17 protein-coding genes and 5 tRNA genes are annotated in these 18,368 nt (G+C 75.3%); 12 read left to right on the forward strand and 10 right to left on the reverse strand.

From position 1 onward, the window contains the following. Window positions 1-49: 49 nt before the first annotated feature. The 4 genes from cbiE (at window position 50) to ACFVST_RS12045 (ending at window position 7,423) form a co-directional block, all read left to right on the forward strand. Window positions 50-1,237: a precorrin-6y C5,15-methyltransferase (decarboxylating) subunit CbiE gene (gene cbiE, locus ACFVST_RS12030; RefSeq protein WP_390149451.1), complete on the forward strand. Its 1,188-nt coding sequence runs from the start codon at window positions 50-52 to the stop codon at window positions 1,235-1,237. Between the two features lie 441 nt (window positions 1,238-1,678). Then, on the forward strand, window positions 1,679-5,188 hold the full coding sequence (gene cobT, locus ACFVST_RS12035) for a nicotinate-nucleotide--dimethylbenzimidazole phosphoribosyltransferase (RefSeq protein WP_390149453.1): 3,510 nt from the start codon (window positions 1,679-1,681) through the stop codon (window positions 5,186-5,188). Window positions 5,189-5,331: 143 nt separating this feature from the next. Then, entirely contained in the window at window positions 5,332-6,564 is a 1,233-nt protein-coding gene (cobA, locus tag ACFVST_RS12040; RefSeq protein ID WP_390149455.1) for a uroporphyrinogen-III C-methyltransferase, read from the forward strand. Between the two features lie 46 nt (window positions 6,565-6,610). Next, window positions 6,611-7,423: a TrmH family RNA methyltransferase gene (locus tag ACFVST_RS12045; RefSeq protein WP_390149457.1), complete on the forward strand. Its 813-nt coding sequence runs from the start codon at window positions 6,611-6,613 to the stop codon at window positions 7,421-7,423. Window positions 7,424-7,433: 10 nt separating this feature from the next. On the opposite strand, the gene ACFVST_RS12050 is transcribed toward ACFVST_RS12045, so the two are convergent. Continuing rightward, complete coding sequence (locus ACFVST_RS12050) at window positions 7,434-7,982, reverse strand: MOSC domain-containing protein (RefSeq protein ID WP_390149459.1); 549 nt, start codon at window positions 7,980-7,982, stop codon at window positions 7,434-7,436. Window positions 7,983-8,036: 54 nt separating this feature from the next. Continuing rightward, entirely contained in the window at window positions 8,037-9,455 is a 1,419-nt protein-coding gene (locus tag ACFVST_RS12055; protein ID WP_390149495.1) for a protein kinase, read from the reverse strand. Window positions 9,456-10,059: 604 nt separating this feature from the next. Between ACFVST_RS12055 and ACFVST_RS12060 the strand changes: the two genes are divergently transcribed. The 3 genes from ACFVST_RS12060 to ACFVST_RS12070 all read left to right on the forward strand — a co-directional run bounded on the left by ACFVST_RS12060 (window position 10,060) and on the right by ACFVST_RS12070 (window position 12,046). Then, window positions 10,060-10,266, forward strand: coding sequence for a hypothetical protein (locus ACFVST_RS12060; RefSeq protein WP_390149461.1), 207 nt, complete (start codon window positions 10,060-10,062; stop codon window positions 10,264-10,266). Between the two features lie 250 nt (window positions 10,267-10,516). Then, window positions 10,517-11,683 (forward strand): phosphotransferase family protein, encoded by a 1,167-nt coding sequence (locus tag ACFVST_RS12065; protein WP_390149462.1) that lies wholly within the window; start codon window positions 10,517-10,519, stop codon window positions 11,681-11,683. An 84-nt stretch (window positions 11,684-11,767) separates the two neighbouring features. Continuing rightward, window positions 11,768-12,046 (forward strand): zf-TFIIB domain-containing protein, encoded by a 279-nt coding sequence (locus ACFVST_RS12070; protein WP_390149464.1) that lies wholly within the window; start codon window positions 11,768-11,770, stop codon window positions 12,044-12,046. Between the two features lie 57 nt (window positions 12,047-12,103). Here ACFVST_RS12070 and ACFVST_RS12075 read toward each other — a convergent pair. From ACFVST_RS12075 to ACFVST_RS12095, 5 genes are all read right to left on the reverse strand, one after another. Further along, window positions 12,104-12,175 (reverse strand) — tRNA-Val (locus tag ACFVST_RS12075). A 31-nt stretch (window positions 12,176-12,206) separates the two neighbouring features. Further along, window positions 12,207-12,278: transfer RNA gene (locus tag ACFVST_RS12080), tRNA-Val, on the reverse strand. 37 nt (window positions 12,279-12,315) lie between these two features. Beyond that, window positions 12,316-12,387: transfer RNA gene (locus tag ACFVST_RS12085), tRNA-Val, on the reverse strand. Window position 12,388: 1 nt separating this feature from the next. Beyond that, a tRNA-Cys gene (locus tag ACFVST_RS12090) sits at window positions 12,389-12,462 on the reverse strand. Between the two features lie 38 nt (window positions 12,463-12,500). Beyond that, window positions 12,501-12,573: transfer RNA gene (locus ACFVST_RS12095), tRNA-Gly, on the reverse strand. 144 nt (window positions 12,574-12,717) lie between these two features. Here ACFVST_RS12095 and ACFVST_RS12100 point away from each other — a divergent pair. The 3 genes from ACFVST_RS12100 (at window position 12,718) to ACFVST_RS12110 (ending at window position 15,479) form a co-directional block, all read left to right on the forward strand. Next, window positions 12,718-13,773 carry a chorismate-binding protein gene (locus tag ACFVST_RS12100; RefSeq protein WP_390149466.1) on the forward strand — a complete coding sequence of 352 codons (1,056 nt, stop codon included), beginning with the start codon at window positions 12,718-12,720 and terminating at the stop codon, window positions 13,771-13,773. After that, window positions 13,770-14,591: an aminotransferase class IV gene (locus ACFVST_RS12105; RefSeq protein WP_390149468.1), complete on the forward strand. Its 822-nt coding sequence runs from the start codon at window positions 13,770-13,772 to the stop codon at window positions 14,589-14,591. Before ACFVST_RS12100 ends, ACFVST_RS12105 begins: the two co-directional genes overlap by 4 nt. A 63-nt stretch (window positions 14,592-14,654) precedes the next feature. Then, entirely contained in the window at window positions 14,655-15,479 is an 825-nt protein-coding gene (locus tag ACFVST_RS12110) for a GNAT family N-acetyltransferase (protein WP_390149470.1), read from the forward strand. Between the two features lie 187 nt (window positions 15,480-15,666). Here the strand turns inward: ACFVST_RS12110 and ACFVST_RS12115 are convergent, their stop codons facing one another. Continuing rightward, on the reverse strand, window positions 15,667-16,218 hold the full coding sequence (locus ACFVST_RS12115) for a DsbA family protein (protein WP_390149472.1): 552 nt from the start codon (window positions 16,216-16,218) through the stop codon (window positions 15,667-15,669). A 186-nt stretch (window positions 16,219-16,404) separates the two neighbouring features. On the opposite strand from ACFVST_RS12115, the gene ACFVST_RS12120 reads away from it, so the two are divergent. Together ACFVST_RS12120 and ACFVST_RS12125 are read left to right on the forward strand one after the other, a co-directional pair. Then, window positions 16,405-16,857 (forward strand): hypothetical protein, encoded by a 453-nt coding sequence (locus ACFVST_RS12120; protein ID WP_390149474.1) that lies wholly within the window; start codon window positions 16,405-16,407, stop codon window positions 16,855-16,857. Between the two features lie 469 nt (window positions 16,858-17,326). Continuing rightward, window positions 17,327-17,506 carry a hypothetical protein gene (locus ACFVST_RS12125; RefSeq protein WP_390149497.1) on the forward strand — a complete coding sequence of 60 codons (180 nt, stop codon included), beginning with the start codon at window positions 17,327-17,329 and terminating at the stop codon, window positions 17,504-17,506. 20 nt (window positions 17,507-17,526) lie between these two features. Here ACFVST_RS12125 and ACFVST_RS12130 read toward each other — a convergent pair whose 3' ends face one another. Both ACFVST_RS12130 and ACFVST_RS12135 read right to left on the reverse strand, forming a co-directional pair. After that, the gene (locus tag ACFVST_RS12130) at window positions 17,527-18,087 is read right to left on the reverse strand and encodes a CGNR zinc finger domain-containing protein (protein ID WP_390149475.1); all 561 of its coding nucleotides are present in this window, start codon (window positions 18,085-18,087) and stop codon (window positions 17,527-17,529) included. 101 nt (window positions 18,088-18,188) lie between these two features. Further along, window positions 18,189-18,368, reverse strand: a 180-nt coding sequence (locus ACFVST_RS12135; protein WP_390149477.1) for a hypothetical protein, incomplete at its 5' end; no start/stop codon positions are given.

Genomic DNA, 18,368 nt, shown 5'->3' on the forward strand with positions numbered 1-18,368 from the left:
ACCGGTGCCCCCTCCAACCACCTGCGCGCACCCCAGGAGACTGACGACGATGGCCGACCGGGTCACGGTGATCGGCTGGGACGGCTCCCCGCTCACCGACGCGGCACGCTCGGCCCTCTCCGCCGCGACGCTGGTGGCCGGCGCCGCCCACCACCTGGCCCTGCCCGAGGCGCCCGCCCGCGCCGAACGCATCCGCCTCGGCAGCGTCGCCCTCGCCGCCCGCCGGATCGCGGCCCACCGCGGCACCGCCGTCGTCCTCGCCGACGGCGACCCCGGCTTCTTCGGCGTCGTACGCACCCTGCGCGCCCCCGAGTTCGGGCTGGAGGTGGAGGTGGTGCCGGCGGTGTCCTCGGTCGCCGCCGCCTTCGCCCGGGCCGGGATGCCCTGGGACGACGCCCAGATCGTGGTCGCCCACCCGCGCACCCTGCGCCGCGCGGTGAACGTCTGCCGCGCCCACCCCAAGGTCGCCGTCCTCACCTCGCCCGGCGTCGGCCCCGCCGAACTCGGGCTGCTCCTCGACGGCGTCCACCGCACCTTCGTGATCTGCGAGGAACTCGGCACCGACCGCGAGCGGGTCACCGTCGTCACCTCCGACAAGGCCGCCGACCACACCTGGCGCGACCCCAATGTGGTCATCTCCATCGGCGGCTCCGCGTCCGGCGACCACGGCTGGATCTCCGGCCGCGACCCCGGCCCGGTCCGCGGCTGGGCGCTGCCCGACCCGGAGTACGGGCCCGGCCTGCACGAGGGCGAGTCCGGCCGGCTGCGCGGCGCCCAACTCGCCCGCCTGGGGCCCCGGGTGGGCGATCTGGTCTGGGACATCGGCTCCGGCAGCGGGGCCTTCGCCACCGAGGCGGCCCGCTTCGGCGCCGCCGTCATCGCCGTCGACCGGGACGCCGACGCCTGCGCCCGCACCACCGCCGCCGCCCGCCGGCACGGCGTCCAGCTCCAGACCGTGCACGGCACCGCCCCGCACATCCTGGAGAACCTGCCGGAACCGGACGTGGTGCGGATCGGCGGCGGAGGCGCCGCCGTCGTCTCGGCCGTCGCCGACCGGCGTCCCGAACGGATCGTCACCCACGCCGGCACCCGGGACGAGGCCGAACGCATCGGCCGCGACCTCGCCGAGCACGAGTACCGCGTCGAGTGCGCCCTGCTCCAGTCCGTCGAACTCGACACCCGGGACTGGACCGAGCGCGAACGCACCATCACTTTCCTGCTCTGCGGCCGCCGCTGACCCCCGGCCCCCCGACCTGGCCGAAACCGCTCCCCGCCCGCCGCCCGCGGACACCTCCCGGCACCCTCCCCGGCGACCCGCCCCGTGATCCCGGAGCCCCCGGACGGGAGGTAGGCTGACCGACCGTCGTACTGCATTCGGGTGTCTGTGGCGTCGTCGCTCGATATCCGGAGAACGCCCCCTTTCCGGGGGTGTGCGGTACGGCGGACCGGAGGACGCGCGACGTGGCGCAGTCCACAGCGGCCCGTGCCCTCACCGGGTGCCCGGGCGGCGCAGCGCGCGGAACAATGCCTGATGGGGGCGTTGTCACCGAGCAGTTCGTGCCGCACGGCGCGCACACTCGTTCTTCAAGGAGGGCGGTCGGTGCGCCGCTCCGGGCGTGCTCCGGTCCGGACCGGGACACGGTCGACCGAGCACTAACCGATGGGCGAGGGGTAGCGCATGACCGAGACCGGCCAGATCCCGGCCGACGGACGGCCCGGGACCGCGGGCGACGGACCCGTCCCGGCACCGCCGGGCACCGCCGCCCCCGGCCTCGACACCGCGCCCCGCCCCACCCCCCAGCACCCGACCGCCGACTACGAGGACCAACTGCTGATGCCCAGTGCACAGGGAGCGTGGGGCGAGCCGCAGCAGGCCCACCCCGCAGAACCGGGACCGCACGAGCGGTCGGGCCGCGACAGCGGAGCCGTCGACGTCGGCGGGGTCCACGGCCCCGCCGCCCCCCACAACCCGTCCCCCCGCCCCCTCCACCTGGGTCCACCGGTGCCGGGCCCCGCCGCCGGACCGGTCCGCTCCCTCGCCGACCGCGGCCCCGCAGGCACGGCCCCGCCGGCCGCCCCCGGGTCCACCCTCGGCCCCGAGTACCTTGACGTTCCGCAGGGCACCGCCCCCGAATTCGCCGGACCGCAGCTCGGCGAGATCCCGCCGCAGGGCGCCGAACCCTGGTCCCCGCTCCCGCCCGATCCGCAGCAGCCCGCCGCCCCCCACCCGTCCGACCCGTACGCCCCCGCGGCCCCCGCGCCCGGCGAACCGTACGGCACCCCCGAGCAGTACGCGCCGCAGCCGGTGACGGGGGAGGGGCTGCCCCACACCAACGGCTCCGGCCAGTTCCCCGCGGCCACCACCGCCCACGTCCCCGAGCAGGGCGGGCGCGGCCACGGGTACGGGGAGCAGGACTCGCTCGGCATGTTCGTACCGGTGGAGGGCTCGGTACCGACCACCCCGCACCTCGCCCCGACACCTCCGCACGCCCTGACTCTGCCGCAGCCCGCGGAGGAGCAGGCTCCGGTGGCGGTCACGCCTGCGGAGGAGTCGGTGACGGCTGCGGAGGGGGCAACTCCCGTCGCCGCCGGGCCGGTTGTCGTGGAGCCGGTGCAGGAGGGTGGGGTTCCGGAGGTGGCCGAGGGCTCTGCCGCGGTGCCCGCCGAGCAGGAACCGCAGGGTACCGCCGCGCCCGTGCCCGCCCCCCCGGCCGAGCAGCCGCAGGCCCAACTCCCCGATGCGGGGCAGCCGTTGCCCGTACAGCCCCAGGCCGTACCCTCCCCGGCGGTGCCGCCCGCGGCCCAACTGCCCGACACCGCAGCCCCGTTGCCGCAGCCGGTATCCCAGCAGGCGCCGGCCGCCGAGGCCCCGGTGCAGACGGTCCCCGCCCCCGCCCAGCCGACCGCCCCGCAGCTCGACGCCCCCGCGGAAGCGGTCGCCGTAACCGCGCCCGCCCCTGTCGCCCCCGCCGAAGCGGAAGCCGCGGCCGAGTCCGAGACCGAACCCCGAGCCGAAGCCGAGGCGCCGGCGCCCCAGGCAACGGCCCCTGCGGCAGAGGCACTTGCGCCCAAGGCCCCTCCCGCCGCCACTTCTGAAGCTCCTGCCCCCGCCGCCGTCCAACAGCCGTCGGACGGGGAGGCCGTGGTGGTGGTGCCCGCGCCGAGGGACGGTGAGCACCCGCACCCCGAGGCCCCGGCCCAACCGGCCGCACAGGAGCCCGCCCCGGCCCCCGCCGACATCCCGAGCGCCGAGCCCACGGAGCCCGTACCGACCGAGCCCGCGCCGACCGAGGCTCCCGCCACCGAAGTCCCGGTAGCCGAGGCCCCGACCACCGAGAACGACCCCGCAGAACCGACCGCCGAAGCCGAACCCGCGCCCGCCGAGGGCGCCCCCGCCGAAGGGGCACGGCCCGAACCCGCCCCCGCCGAAGGCGATCCCGTCCCCTCGGCCGTCGCCGAACCGGCCCCTCCGTACGACGAGGCCGAGCGCGAAGCGGTGTTGCGGGTGATGCGGGAGCGGCGGGACATCCGGAACGGGTTCCGGCCGGACCCCATCCCGCACGAGGTGCTGCTGCGGGTGCTGGAGGCGGCGCACACCGCGCCCAGCGTCGGCCACTCCCAGCCGTGGGACTTCGTCGTCATCCGCTCCGCCGACACCCGCCGCACCATGCACGACCTGGCGATGCGGCAGCGCGACGCCTACGCCAAGTCCCTGCCCAAGGGCCGCGCCAAGCAGTTCAAGGAACTCAAGATCGAGGCCATCCTCGAAACGCCGGTCAACATCGTGGTGACCGCGGACCCCACCCGAGGCGGCCGGCACACCCTCGGCCGGCACACCCAGCCGCAGATGGCGCCCTACTCCTCCGCGCTCGCCGTGGAGAACCTCTGGCTCGCCGCCCGCGCCGAGGGCCTCGGCGTCGGCTGGGTCAGCTTCTTCGACGAGCCGGAACTGGTCCGCGCCCTCGGCCTGCCCGAACACCTCGACGTGGTGGCGTACTTGTGCGTCGGCTATGTGGACGAGTTCCCGGCGGAGCCGGAGTTGGTGCAGGCCGGCTGGTCCAAGCGGCGCCCGCTGTCCTGGGTCGTCCACGAGGAGACCTACGGCCGCCGCGCCCTGCCCGGCGGGGAACCGCACGACCTGCTCGCGGAGACCGTCGCCGGTATCCGCCCGCTCGACGCCAAGGCGCTCGGCGCGGCCTGGGAGCGGCAGAAGCGGATGACCAAGCCGGCCGGGGCCCTCGGCATGTTGGAGATCATCTCCGCGCAGCTCTGCGGGCTGTCCCGGATGTGCCCGCCGCCGGTGCCCGAGCCCGCGGCCGTCGCCGTCTTCGCCGGGGACCACGGGGTGCACGCCCAGGGCGTCACCCCCTGGCCGCAGGAGGTCACCGGCCAGATGGTGGCCAACTTCCTCGGCGGCGGCGCCGTCTGCAACGCCTTCGCCACCCAGGTCGGTGCCGAGGTCTGCGTGGTGGACGTGGGGGTGGCCACCGAACTCCCCGCCACCTCGGGCCTGTTGCCCCGCAAGGTCCGCGCCGGGACCGCCGATATGACCGAGGGCCCCGCCCTCACCCGCGAGGAGGTCAAGGCCGCCATCGAGGTTGGTATCGAGACCGCCCGCGATCTGGTCGCCGCCGGCAACAAGGCGCTGCTCACCGGTGAGATGGGCATCGCCAACACCACCGCCTCCGCCGCCCTGATCTCCGTCTACACCGAGGCGGACCCGTCCGAGGTCACCGGCCGCGGTACCGGGATCAACGACGAGACGCTGGCCCGCAAGACCGAAGTGGTGCGCCGCGCACTGGAGTTGCACCGGCCCGACCCGGCGGACCCGATCGGGGTGCTGGCCGCGGTCGGCGGTCTGGAGCACGCGGCGATCGTCGGGCTGCTCCTCGGCGGTGCCTCGCTGCGCACGCCCGTGGTGCTGGACGGGGTGAGCGCGGGCGCCGCCGCTCTGGTCGCCCGCGCCATCGCCCCGGAGGTGCTCGCCGCCTGTATCGCCGGGCACCGCAGTGCGGAGCCGGGGCATGTGGCCGCGCTCAACAAGCTCGGGCTGCGCCCCCTGATCGACCTCGATCTGCGGCTCGGCGAGGGCACCGGCGCGCTGCTCGCCCTGCCCATCGTGCAGAGCGCCGCCCGCGCCATGCACGAGGTCGCCACCTTCGACTCGGCCGGAGTCAGCGAGAAGTAGCCGCGGCGATACGGGGGCGGGCCGGGGGAGCAGCACCCCGGCCGCGCCCCCGTATCGTGGACCCGCCCCGTCCCGCGGGGCCCCTCACCAGGCCGCTTCACCGCCGCAGTGGCCGCCCCGCTCGCACGAGGAGCCGTACCGCCATGCCCCGACCCGCCGCGCATCCCGCGTACCCCGTAGGCCTCCGGCTCGCCGGCCGCCGTGTCGTCGTCCTCGGCGGCGGGCAGGTCGCCCAGCGCCGGCTGCCCGCGCTGCTCGCCGCCGGCGCCGAGCTGCACCTCGTCTCGCCGTCCGCCACCGCCTCCGTGGAGGCCATGGCCGAGCGCGGCGAACTCACCTGGCACCGCCGCCGCTACACGGACGGCGACCTGGCCGGCGCCTGGTACGCGCTGATCGCCACCAGCGACCCGGAGGCCAACGCGGCGGCCTCCGCGGAGGGCGAGCGGGAACGGGTGTGGTGCGTGCGCTCCGACGACGCCGAGGCCGCCACCGCCTGGACGCCCGCCACCGGCCGCAGCGCCGGGGTCACCGTCGCCGTCCTCACCGCCGAGGTGGGGGACCGCGACCCGCGCCGTACCGCCGCCATCCGCGACGCCGTCGTCAAAGGCCTGGGCGAGGGCACCCTCACCGCGGCCCACCGCCGCACCCGCACACCCCCGGTCGCCCTGGTCGGCGGCGGCCCCGGCGACCCGGATCTGATCACCGTCCGCGGGCGGCGGCTGCTCGCCGAGGCCGATGTGGTCATCGCCGACCGCCTCGGCCCCCGCGACCTGCTGGACGAACTCCCGCCGCACGTCGAGGTGGTGGACGCGGCGAAGATCCCCTACGGCCGCGCCATGGCGCAGGAGGCGATCAACCAGGCCCTGATCGACCACTACCGGGCGGGCAGGGCGGTGGTGCGGCTCAAGGGCGGCGACCCGTTCGTCTTCGGCCGCGGTATGGAGGAGGCGCAGGCGCTGGCCGCCGAGGGCATCCCCTGCACGGTGGTGCCCGGTGTCTCCAGCTCGATCTCGGTGCCGGGCGCCGCCGGTATCCCCGTCACCCACCGCGGCGTCGCCCATGAGTTCACCGTGGTCAGCGGCCATGTCGCGCCCGAGGACGAGCGGTCCCTGGTGGACTGGGCGGCCCTGGCCAGGCTCCGCGGGACGCTGGTGGTGCTGATGGGCGTGGACAAGATCGACCGGATCGCCGCCGCCCTGATCGCCCACGGCCGCCCCGCCGACACCCCCGTCGCCCTGGTCCAGGAGGGCACCACCGCAGCCCAGCGCCGGGTGGACGCCACCCTCGCCACCGTCGCCGAGGTGGTGCGCGCCGAGGACGTCCGGCCGCCCGCGGTCATCGTCATCGGCCCCGTCGCCGCCCTCACCCCGGCCTGACCGTCCACCGACGACACGGCACACCCGCTCACGAAGGACCCCGCCCGTGGCAGCACCCACCGTCCTGGACGACCCGGACGACTCCCGGCTGTACGACTACACCCATCTCACCGATGTGCAGTTGCGGCGCCGCCGGGAGCCCGCCGAGGGGCTGTTCATCGCGGAGGGCGAGAAGGTCATCCGCCGTGCCCTGCACGCCGGTTACCGGATGCGGTCGCTGCTGCTCACCCCGAAGTGGGCGGAGGTGATGGCCGACGTCATCGACGCCGCCGACGCCCCGGTCTACCTGGTCGACCCGGACACCGCGGAACGGGTCACCGGCTACCACGTACACCGCGGCGCCCTCGCCTCCATGCAGCGCACCCCGCTGCCGGAGCCCGCCGCACTGCTGCGCGGGGCCCGCCGGGTCGCCGTCTTCGAGGACCTGGTCGACCACGCCAACACCGGTGCCGCCTTCCGCAACGCCGCCGCCCTCGGCGTGGACGCGGTACTCCTCACCCCGCGCTGCGCGGACCCGCTCTACCGCCGGTCGGTGAAGGTGTCCATGGGCGCCGTGTTCCAGGTGCCGTGGACCCGCCTGGAGTCCTGGCCCGGGGACGTCGGCACCCTGCGGTCCGCGGGCTTCACCGTCGCCGCCCTCTGCCTCAGCGAACGGGCCGTCCCCCTGGACGAGTTGGCGGCCCGGCGGGACGAGCGGCTCGCCCTGGTCTTCGGCACCGAGGGCGAGGGCCTCGCACCGGACACCCTGGCCGCGGTCGACACCCATGTCCGTATCCCGATGGACGCCGGAGTCGACTCCCTGAACGTGGCCGCCGCCTCCGCCGTCGCCTTCTACGCCACCCGCCCCGGCCGGAGCTGAAGCCGGGAGGTCAGACCCGTTCGAGCGGGCGGTGCGGACCGTCCGGCAGCTCCACCTCGATGGCGTCGCCGGGGCGCACCACCCCGCCCCGGGTGACGACGCTCATCACGCCCGACTTGCGCACCACCCGGCCGTCCGCGTCCCGGCCCACCACCCGCTTCAGCAGCCCGTCGGCGAAGCGGTCGATCTGGGCGCACGGATTGCGCAGCCCGGTCACCTCCACCACGGCCTCCGGGCCCAGCCGCAGCAGCGCGCCGACCGGCAGCCCCAGCAGGTCGATCCCGCTGGTGGTGATGTTCTCGCCGAGCTGTCCCGGCGCCACCCGGTACCCGGCGGCGCCCACCTCGGCGAAGAGTTCCTCATGGATCAGATGCACCTGGCGCAGATTGGGCTGCGTCGGATCCTGCGCCATCCGCGACCGGTGCTTCACCGTCACCCCGGCATGGACATCGCCCTCCACCCCGAGCCCGGGGAGCAGCGTGATGCTCTCCCGGTTCGGCTTGGTGAAGGAGTACGCACCATTGCTGCTGACCGCCGTCACCCTGGCGCCGCCGCCCATACTCCGCTCCCTCGGTCCCGGCCCGGCACTTCCGCCGACGCCCCTCCCGGGAGGCTAACCGGCGACCCGCACCTCAGACGCCGCGGTGGACCCCGGCAGTGCCGTCACCGCGGCGGTCCGCTGCCGCGGCGAGTGGTCCAGGCCGCGGGCCGGGCCCTGGCAGCCCTGGGCCGCGGCGATCCCCAACGCCACCAGCAGCGTCACCACCACGAAGACGAACAGCCGCTGCCGCAGCAGCCGCGGGTTCGCCGGCCGCCGCCCGGTCCCGGTGGCCCGCGGCGCACCCCGCCCCGCCCCACTGCGCGGCGCCGGACGGCTCCCGGAACGCCCGGTGGTGCTCCGCCCGCCCCCGGTACGCCGATCCCGCGCCGGGCCCGAACGCCCCTGCCCGCCACGGGACTTGGGGTCCCGCCCGGCCGTGTCCCGGCCCGCCGCCTCGCGCACCGCGGCCGATCGGCCCGTGGTGGCCCGCCCGCCACCGGGCCGCGGACGGCTGCCGGTGGGGCGCGAACTCCCGGACCGCGGTGGGGGGGTGGCCCCGTGCGGCCGGTGCTGAGTGTGCTGCTCCGCGTACTCCTCGGCGAGCCGGCCGGTGGGGCGGTCCGGTTCGCCGCGCGGCGCGGGCGGCCGCGGCGAGGCCAGGCCCTGCGCCTCGCGGGCCGCGATCTCCTTGAGCCGCAACGACAGTTGGAGGGTGCTCGGCCGCTCCTCCGGGTCCTTCGCCAGACAGGCACTGACCAGCGGCGCCAAAGCGTCCGGGACGTCGTGGAGTTGGGCCTCCTCATGCACCACGCGGTACAGCATCACCTCCGAACTGCCGTGTCCGAAGGGCGAGTCGGCCATCGCCGCGTACGCGAGGGTGGCGCCCAGCGCGAACACGTCGGTGGCCGGGGTGACGGCCGCGCCCCGCACCTGCTCCGGGGCGAGGAAGCCGGGCGAACCGACCGCGGTGCCCACATGGGTGAGAGTGCTGGCGCCGGTGGCCCAGGCGATACCGAAGTCGATGATGCGGGGGCCCTTGGGCGACAGCAGGATGTTCGACGGCTTCAGGTCCCGGTGCACCACACCGGCCTCATGCACCGCGACCAGGCCCTCGGAGAGCGCCGCCCCGACCGCCGCCACATCCGCCGCGGGCAGCGGCCCGTCCTCGGCGACCTTGTCGTGCAGCGAGGGCCCCGGCACATACTGGGTGGCGAACCAGGGGCGGTCCGCCTCCAGATCCGCCGCGACCAGCCGCGCCGTACAGCCCCCGCGGATCCGGCGGGCCGCGGACACCTCCCGGGCGAAGCGGGACCGGAACTCCTGGTCCTCCGCCAGATCGGGCCGGATCACCTTCAGCGCGACCCGCTGCCCGCGGCGGTCGGAGCCCAGGTACACCACGCCCATGCCGCCCGCGCCCAGCCGGCGGTGGAGCCTGAACGAGCCGACGACTCGCGGGTCCTCGCGCCGGAGCCGCATCATCGCCATGTCCATCCCCGCTGCCCGGTCCGTTTGACGTGCCACAGCTTACGTTTCCCCGTCCCGCCCCGCGCAGAGGCCGCGCCCTTGCGCCCCACGGGTTTGCCCACCGCCCCCACCCCACCACCCAGCACCCCGTCAACTCCCGTCCCCCCAAAGGGCGGCGCCGCCACGCGCGGGTCAACCCCACGGAGGAGGACGCGAGTTGACGCCCACGGCGACCGGGGAACGGGGGCGGGGCGGCGGCACGGGCGGGGGCCGCGGGTGGGCCGTATCAGGGGCAGGAGTGTTCCGCCTGGTCACCGGCGCCCGGCCGATGACCGCCCCGCCCGGTGACAGAGATCACCCACGGCCCGCCCCTTCCGGGACCACCCCGACTCTCCACCCGCCGTCTCCACCCAGGGGAGTACGCGCCCTCCGCCCGATCATCCTCCGGGAGGCCCGGCATTCGGTACGACGGCATGACGCCCCCGGGGACGCCCCCGCCTAGATTTGCTGACCAAGCGGCGGGTGACCCCCGTACTCGTCCCCCGAGGCCGGCCACTCGCCGCTTGCGGCAGATCCGGCGACGGATCCGAGGGCTCGACCAAGACGACCGACTCTGACCAGGAGAACGACCATGGCGGACACGGCAGTGCGGAGCATCCTCCGCACCCAGGGACGCAGGGCGGCAGCCGCGTTCGGCCCCCGCCCGTCCGGCACCCGCCACCCGCTGGTGGCCGCGGCCATGGTCCTTCCCCTGGCGGCCCTGCTGGTGGTCGCCTTCGGCGGCTGGGACGCGGTGGTCACCCAAGCGTCGTCCGTGGGCGTGATGTCGGGGCGCTGAACGGCGCCTCAGCCCGGGAGAGCGGCCCGGGCGAGGACATCCGACCAGGAAACCCCGTGGGGACGGGGGTGCGGCGGACGGCATGAGTGCCCGCGCAGCCGGGGAGCTGCGCGGGCACTCCCATGTCCGCCACCCGTCCCACCACACGAGTCCGGCCCCACCTCCGCCTGCCCCGCTCAACGGGAAGCCGCCGCCACCACCGCATAGGCTGCGCCGCAGACCACCGGCGGTGGGACGAACGGAGGTTCCGGTGCACCAGGGAGACACACCACACCCCGCCCCGCGCCCCGACGCGGACCCGCCCCGCCCCCGTACCGTCCCGCCTCCGCCCGCCACCGCCGACCGCACCCTGCTCTCCGCGCTGGACCGGGCCGCCCGCGCCGCCGCCCACCGCGCCCCGCACCCCTGCCCCTGCACCGCCACGCCCCCGGCCCCCGCGCCCGCCGACCCCACCGTCCCGCACCCCGCCGACCCCACCGCACCCCCGCCCCACCCCGCCGTCCCCGCACCCCCGGCGCAGGCCGCCTCGCCCGCACGGCCCGTGGTGCTGGCCGACCGGGGCGACGGCACGGTGGTACGGCACGGCGCGGCCGTCGCCAAGGCACACCCGGCGGACAGCGACCGGGCCGCCCTCGCCGTACGGCTGGCGGTGGCCGCGCATCCCGCGCTGCGCGCGGTACTGCTGCCGCCGCTCGCGCCCACCGCCCGGCAGACCCACGGACGCCCGGTGACCTGCTGGCCGTACGGCACCCCGGTCGACGCGGCGGCGCCCGAGGCGGTGCCCTGGGCGGAGGCCGCCGTACTGCTCGCCCTGCTGCACCGCGCCCGCCCGGAACCGGCCGCACTGCCGGGGCCACTGCCGCCGATGCGGGGCCCGGCGAAGGCGGCCCGAGCGGTGGCCCGGATGCGGGCCGCAGGCCCGCACCCCGCCGCCGGACCGGTACTCCGCGCCTGGGCCGGGCTCCCGGAGTGGGTCCGCGCCGAGGCCCCCTGCGCCCCCGGCGCCCGTACCGCGCTCTGCCACGGGGACCTGCATCTGGGCCAGTTGGTGCGGCACCCGGCCGGATCGGGCCCCTGGCGGCTGATCGACGTGGACGACCTGGGGTACGGCGAACCGGCGTGGGATCTGGCCCGGCCGGCGGCCTGGCACGGCTGCGGGGTGCTGGGCCCCGAGGAGTGGTCCCGCTTCCTCGGCGCCTACCGGGCGGCGGGCGGCCCCGCGGTACCCGCCGCCGGCGACCCCTGGCCCGCGCTGGACGTACCGGCCCGAGCGCTCGCCGTGCAGACCGCGGCGACCGCGGTGGCGAAGGCGGTGGCAGCCGAACGCGCCCTGGACGAGGTGGAGTCGGCGGTGGTCGACGCCTGCGCGCGGATGACCGAGGTGCCGCAGTGCCGCTCGGGCCGCCCGGCCCAGTAGGGTGACGCCCCACGGGGCGGGCCGTGCTTCACCGAAGGCCCGGTTCCGGTGAAGTCGTCACGACCGGCGGGGAGTTGAGCCGAGATGCAGTGTCCGAAGTGCCTTGCGCCCATGCACACGTACAACCGCAACGGTGTCCAGATCGAGCAGTGCGGCGGCTGCCGGGGGATCTTCCTCGACTACGGGGAGTTGGAGGCGCTGACCCGGCTGGAGTCCCAGTGGTCGCAGCCCGCCCCGCCGCCCGCGCCGCAGGCCTATCCGCCGCCGCAGGCGTATCCGCAGGCCCCGGCTCCGGCCTGGGGCGTCCCGCACCGCGGTCACCACGGTCACCGCGGCTTCGGACACATGCTCTTCTCGTCCTGAGCAGACGCCCGGTACGCGGAAGCCCCGGCCGCAGGCGGCCGGGGCTTCGTGGTGCGGTGGACGATACTGGGATTGAACCAGTGACCTCTTCCGTGTCAGGGAAGCGCTCTCCCGCTGAGCTAATCGTCCTCGGGTCCACGGCCGGGCCGCGGGCGGTGCGTGCGCGATACTGGGATTGAACCAGTGACCTCTTCCGTGTCAGGGAAGCGCTCTCCCGCTGAGCTAATCGCGCGGGGAAACCGGCTGCGGCCAGGGCCGCAAGGCTTCAGTGGACGATACTGGGATTGAACCAGTGACCTCTTCCGTGTCAGGGAAGCGCTCTCCCGCTGAGCTAATCGTCCTTGGAGGTGGAGACGGGATTTGAACCCGTGTAGACGGCTTTGCAGGCCGTTGCCTCGCCTCTCGGCCACTCCACCAGGAGCAGCAGGGGTCGGGATGATCCCCCACTTCTTCGAGCGGACGACGAGGTTCGAACTCGCGACCTCAACCTTGGCAAGGTTGCGCTCTACCAACTGAGCTACGTCCGCCTGCCGATCCGGCCCACTCCCGCGGCCCGGCGACGAGGTGAACTCTAGCGGATTCCCCGTCCAGCACAAAAACGTGTTTACGCTGCGTGCTGGCCCCCGAGCAGCCCGCAGCGCCCGCTGACCACCTCTCCTAGACTCGGCGGCGTGGTCGGTCCCAGGTCCCCGCTCCCGCCCCTGGCCCGCTTCGGCGAACTGCTCGCCACCGGGCTGTGCGAGGTCACCCGCGATCCCGCGGCCCTGGACTCGGCGGGCTTCTGGGCCGTCGTCCGCGACTTCGAGGGCCGTACCGTCTGCGCCCGCTTCGCCGAGGTGCGCCGGGTGCCGGTTCCCGTACCGCGGCCCGGTGCCTGGCAGGGGCCGCCCGCCGGGAGTTGGACCAGCTCCCTGGACCGGGCCGCGTACACCGCCGGAGTGCGCGGCGTCCGTGCGGCCATCGCCACCGGCGAGGTCTACCAGGCCAACCTCTGCCGGGTGCTGTCCGCGCCCGCCCCCGCCGGTGCCGACCCGGACGCGCTCACCGCCCTGCTGGCCCGCGGCAACCCGGCCCCCTACGCCGGCACCGTCCGCCTCCCCGCCCACGGAGTGGAGATCGCCACCGCCTCCCCCGAACTGTTCCTGCGCCGCACCGGACGCACCGTGGAGTCGGGCCCGATCAAGGGCACCGGCCGCACCGAGGACGAGCTGCTGCCCAAGGACCGCGCCGAGAACGTGATGATCGTCGACCTGGTCCGCAACGACCTGGGCCGGGTCTGCGCCACCGGCTCCGTCACCGTGCCCGAACTGTGCGCGGTGGAGAAGCACCCCGGCCTGGTCCACCTCGTCTCCACCGTCCGCGGCCAACTCCCGCCCGGCGCCGGCTGGCCCGAACTGCTCGCCGCCGCCTTCCCGCCCGGCTCGGTCACCGGCGCCCCCAAATCCAGTGCGCTGCGCCTCATCCGCGCCCTGGAACCGGTGCCCCGCGGCCCGTACTGCGGCGCCCTCGGCTGGGTGGACGCCGACCGCGGCACCGCCCAACTCGCCGTCGGCATCCGCACCTTCTGGTTCGACCGCCCCCGCGGCCTGCTGCACTTCGGCACCGGCGCCGGCATCACCTGGGGCTCCGACCCGGAACGCGAGTGGGCGGAGACCGAACTGAAGGCGTCCCGGCTGCTCGCGGTAGCGTCGGAAGGGTACGAGCACAGCGAAGGGATCCGCACGTGAAGATCTGGCTCGACGGCGGTCTCCAGGACGCCGACACCGCCCGCGTCTCCGTCCTCGACCACGGGCTGACCGTGGGCGACGGCATCTTCGAGACCCTGAAGGCGGTCGACGGCAGGGCGTTCGCCGTCACCCGGCACCTGGACCGGCTGACCCGCTCCGCCCGCGGCCTCGGCCTGCCCGACCCGGACCTCGACGAGGTGCGCCGCGCGTGCGCCGCCGTCCTGGAGGCCAACCCGGTGCCGCTCGGCCGGCTCCGCGTCACCTACACCGGCGGCCTCTCCCCGCTGGGCTCGGTCCGCGGCGAGGACGGCCCCACCCTCACCGTCGCCCTCGGCGGCATCGAGCCCCGCCCCGACTCCACCGCCGTCGTCACCGTGCCCTGGACCCGCAACGAGCGCGGCGCCCTCGCCGGCCTGAAGACCACCTCCTACGCGGAGAACGTGGTGGCGCTGGCCCGGGCCAGGGAGGCGGGAGCCTCGGAGGCGATCTTCGCCAACACGGTGGGCGCGCTCTGCGAGGGCACCGGCTCCAACATCTTCGTGGTGCTCGACGGCAGGATCCACACCCCGCCGCTCGCCTCCGGCTGCCTCGCCGGCATCACCCGGCGGCTCGCCGCCGAGTGGACCGGCGCCGTCGAGACCGATCTGCCCATGGAGGTACTGGAGCGGGCCGAGGAGGTCTTCCTGACCTCCACCACCCGCGACGTACAGGCCGTGCACCGGGTCGACGGCCGCGAACTCCCGGGCGCCCACGGCCCGGTGGCCGCCAAGGCGATGCGGATCTTCACCGAGCGCGCCGCGGACGACATCGACCCCTGATCCCCGCGGCGGTCCGCGAAAACCCGGTGCCGTACCGGGCCCGCTGCGGGTAGAAAGCCGAGGATGACCACCACCCTGCGGCCGACCGAGCCGTTGCAGCGCAGCGCCGACGGGCAGTTGTCACGCCACTACCAGGTGTGTGTGAACAGCCGCCCCGTCGGCGCCGCGAACCTCTCCACCCACCCCGACTTCGGCCCCGAGGTGGCCAGACTGGACGGGCTGCGCATCGCCGAGCGGGAACGCCGGCGCGGCCGCGGCACGGTCGCCGTGCTCGCCGCGGAGGAGGTGGCCCGCGGCTGGGGCTGCCGCCGTATCGAGGCGTCCATCCCCGCCGAGGCCGAGCCGGCCCTCCGGCTGGCCGCCGCCCTGGGCTACCTGGAACGTAACCGCGGCATGTCCAAGCCGCTCCCGGGCCCGGCCCCCGCACTCCCCGAGGGCACCACCGCCCGCCCCATGACACCCGCCGAGTTCGGCCCCTGGCAGGAGACCGAACGCGCCGAGTACGCCCAGGACTGGATCTCCCGAGGTGTCTCCGCAGAGACCGCACACCGCAAGGCCCGGCAGGACCATGAGCAGTTCCTGCCGCACGGCCTGGACACCGAGGACGCGCTGATCTCGGTACTGGAGCACCGCGGCGAGCCCGTCGGCACCCTCTGGCTCAGGCTGCGGCGGGAGGACGCCTTCGTACTGAACGTGGAGGTGGCGGCTTCGCGGCGCGGTGAGGGGCACGGGCGGAGCCTGCTCCGGCTGGCCGAGGCGCAGACCCTGGCCGCCGACCGGGACCGCATCGGCCTCAACGTCTTCACCGCCAACACTCCGGCCCTGCGCCTCTACCAGTCCCTCGGCTACCACCCCACCCGGCACCACTACACCAAGGACCTGATCTAGGTCGTGTCGTTTGGATCTCCGTGGCGTCGCGGGCCCTGGCACGCACTCTCGCTGCACCGGCCAAACGCCCAAGTACGTCCAGTACGAGGACGTCCGGCCGGCACACCGAGAGCACGCACCAGACCCCGCTCCTTCCTCCACGGAGATCCAAACGACACGACCTAGGCCGGCGGGGTCTGGCCTCCGGCTAGGCTCCGGCCGACAGGTGGCGGTCGACGATCGCCTCGATGCGCTGCCGCAGGCCCTCCTGGCTCTTGCCGCCGGCCAGGCGTTCGCCGCCGATGAGATAGGTGGGGGTGCCGGTCACGCCCAGCGCCCGGCCCTCCGCCTGGTCCGCGTCGACCGCCAGGATGTGCCGGCCGTCCACCAGCGCGGTGTCGAACTCCTCGGCGTCCAGGCCGAGTTCACCCGCCGCCCGGACCAGGAACTGTTCGCCGGACCGGTCCAGCTCGGTGACCCGCCCCAGCACCTTCGCCACATACGCCCAGCCCCGCCCCTGCTCGAAGGCCTCCTCCGCGGCCTGCGCGGCGGCGAAGGCGTGCCGGTGCTTCTCCAGCGGGAAGTGCCGCCACCGCAGCTCCAGTTGATCCCCGTACCGCTCCCGCAGCGCCTCCAGATCACCGAGCGCCCGATGGCAGTCCGGGCACTGCAACTCGCACCACACCTCCAGAACGGGACGGTCGGCGGGGAGTGCGGGGGCCGTGGGAACTTCGGAGGAGGAAGGGGTGGCGTCGCTCATGGCCCCAGTCTTCCAGCCCGGTCGCGCCCCCGGCGAGCGGGCCGACCCGGACCCTGAGGAGGAGGGGCGACCCCGAGATCTCCCTGAGAGGTGGGTCGGGGGCGTGGCCCCGACGGTGCCGGGCGGTGCAGGATGGAAGGAGGCGGATCCCGTCCGCCCGTAACGTCGCCCCGCCTGGAGGACCGGATGATTGCCGAGACCGTGTGTTCCGCCGTGTCCGTGGCGGGCCTGGGTATCGCCGCGGTCACCGCGTACCGGCGCCGCTTCCTCGCGGCGACCCGGCTCGCCGCCTACTCCCTCGTACCGGTCGCGCTGGTGATGACCGGTGCCGTGAAGTGGCTGGTGAACACCGCGTTCAGCCCCACGGCGTGGGCTGGCTTCGGCTTGCTGGGTGTGGCCTGGCTGCTGTTCATGACGACGCGGAGTGTGGAGCGCCGCCGCGGCGGTACACGCAAGGAGCGCCGGGAAGCCGCCCGTGCCGCCGGCGGGGACGAGACGGTCGCCCCCGGCGCCTCCGCCCCCGCCCTCGGCGCCGGCCGGCAGCCCGCCGCCCGCCCACAGCAGCCCTCCGCCCCCAAGTCCGGAAGCGCCGAGGACTTCAGCGACATCGAGGCCATTCTGAAAAAGCACGGCATCTGAGCCGACGGGTGCGCTAGCGGGTGTCCGGAAAGTCCCGCCGTTGCCCGGAGGGCGGCCCCGCGGCCCCTGGCACGCACTCTCGCCGCACCGGCCCAGTACGAGGGTGCGCGGCCGGCGCACCGAGAGCACGCACCAGAGGCCGCAGGCTGATCCACGAAGATCGGGGAGACACCGCCTAGCGGGTCACACCGAGCCCATGCCGTCCCGGAATTCGGCGAACTCCCGCCGATCTCTGGCGTGTTGATCGCGGGGCCGCAGCGGGCTACGTCATGATCACCGCGAGATGCCGCAGCCAACGCCCCCCTTCAGCGACGCCGCCGCCCGCCCCGACGCCGCCCTGTGCGACCCCGTCGGCCGGGCCCAGGCCGCCCCCCGCCCCCCGTACGACGCTCCCCGCCTGGGGGAGGCCGCGCACGGCCGGGCGCTCTATGAGCTGCCGGAGCCGCGGGACGGCGGCCTCGGTGTGTCCGTGGCGGGCCCGGCCGACCCCGGTCCGGTACGCGCCCATGGGCCGGCCCCCGCCGTGCAGGCGCCGGCCGAACCGCAGGGCTGCCTCTTCGCGCTCTCCCAGCCACCGTTGATGATCTTCCTGACGGTGATCGGCACGCTACTGCTGCTCGCCGCCCTGCACGACCTCTTCCTGCTCTGACCGGGCGGCGACCCGCCACCTCAGCCCGCCGCGGCCTCCTTGCGCCGGGCCCGGTACGCGGCCACATGCAGCCGGTTGCCGCAGGTGCGGCTGTCGCAGTAGCGGCGGGAGCGGTTGCGGGACAGGTCCACGAAGGCGTGCCGGCAGTCCGGGGCCTCGCAGCGGCGCAGCCGTTCCTGCTCCCCGGCCACCACGATGAAGGCGAGCGCCATCCCGCAGTCCGCCGCCAGATGGTCGGCGACGGAGGCACCCGGCGCGAAGTAGTGCACATGCCAGTCGTAGCCGTCGTGGTCGGTCAGGCGGGGTGTGGTGCCGGCCGCCGCGACCAGCTCGTTGATGAGCCCGGCGGCCGCGGGCCCGTCCGTTGCCGCGAACACCTCGGCGAACCTGCCCCGCACCCGCCGCACCGCCGCCAGATCGTGCTCCGACAGCTTTCCGACGTCGCTGATGGTGTGGTCGCGGACGAAGGCCCGCAGGGCGGCCACGTCCGGCAGGCGGTCGGCCGAGTCCTCGTCCGGTGCGGAGTTCACCAGATCGACCACGGTGTCGAGCGCGCACCGGGTGTCATGGGTGATCAGCACGATTAGCTCCCTGGCCGCGTGAGTGGGGCCGGGCGCTCCGCGGGTGCACCGCGGGAGAGCGGAGCGCCATGGACCCGCCGATGCTGGCCGATGCTAGCGGCTCACTGTCGGAAGCGGGGGTCGGGATGCCGCCGATCCCCGCTTCCGACGGTGAGCCGGCACACGCTCCGGCGCCGCCACACGGGAGTCCCGTGGTGGCTCTCCTTGAGGCCCGCCGAGGTGATCCGGACGAACCGGCCCTTGCTCTCCATCTCGGCGATGGTGGCCGCACCGACGTAGCC

It is taken from the genome of Streptomyces sp. NPDC058045 (assembly GCF_042885635.1).
In the GTDB taxonomy this organism is placed as follows: Bacteria; Actinomycetota; Actinomycetes; order Streptomycetales; family Streptomycetaceae; genus Streptomyces.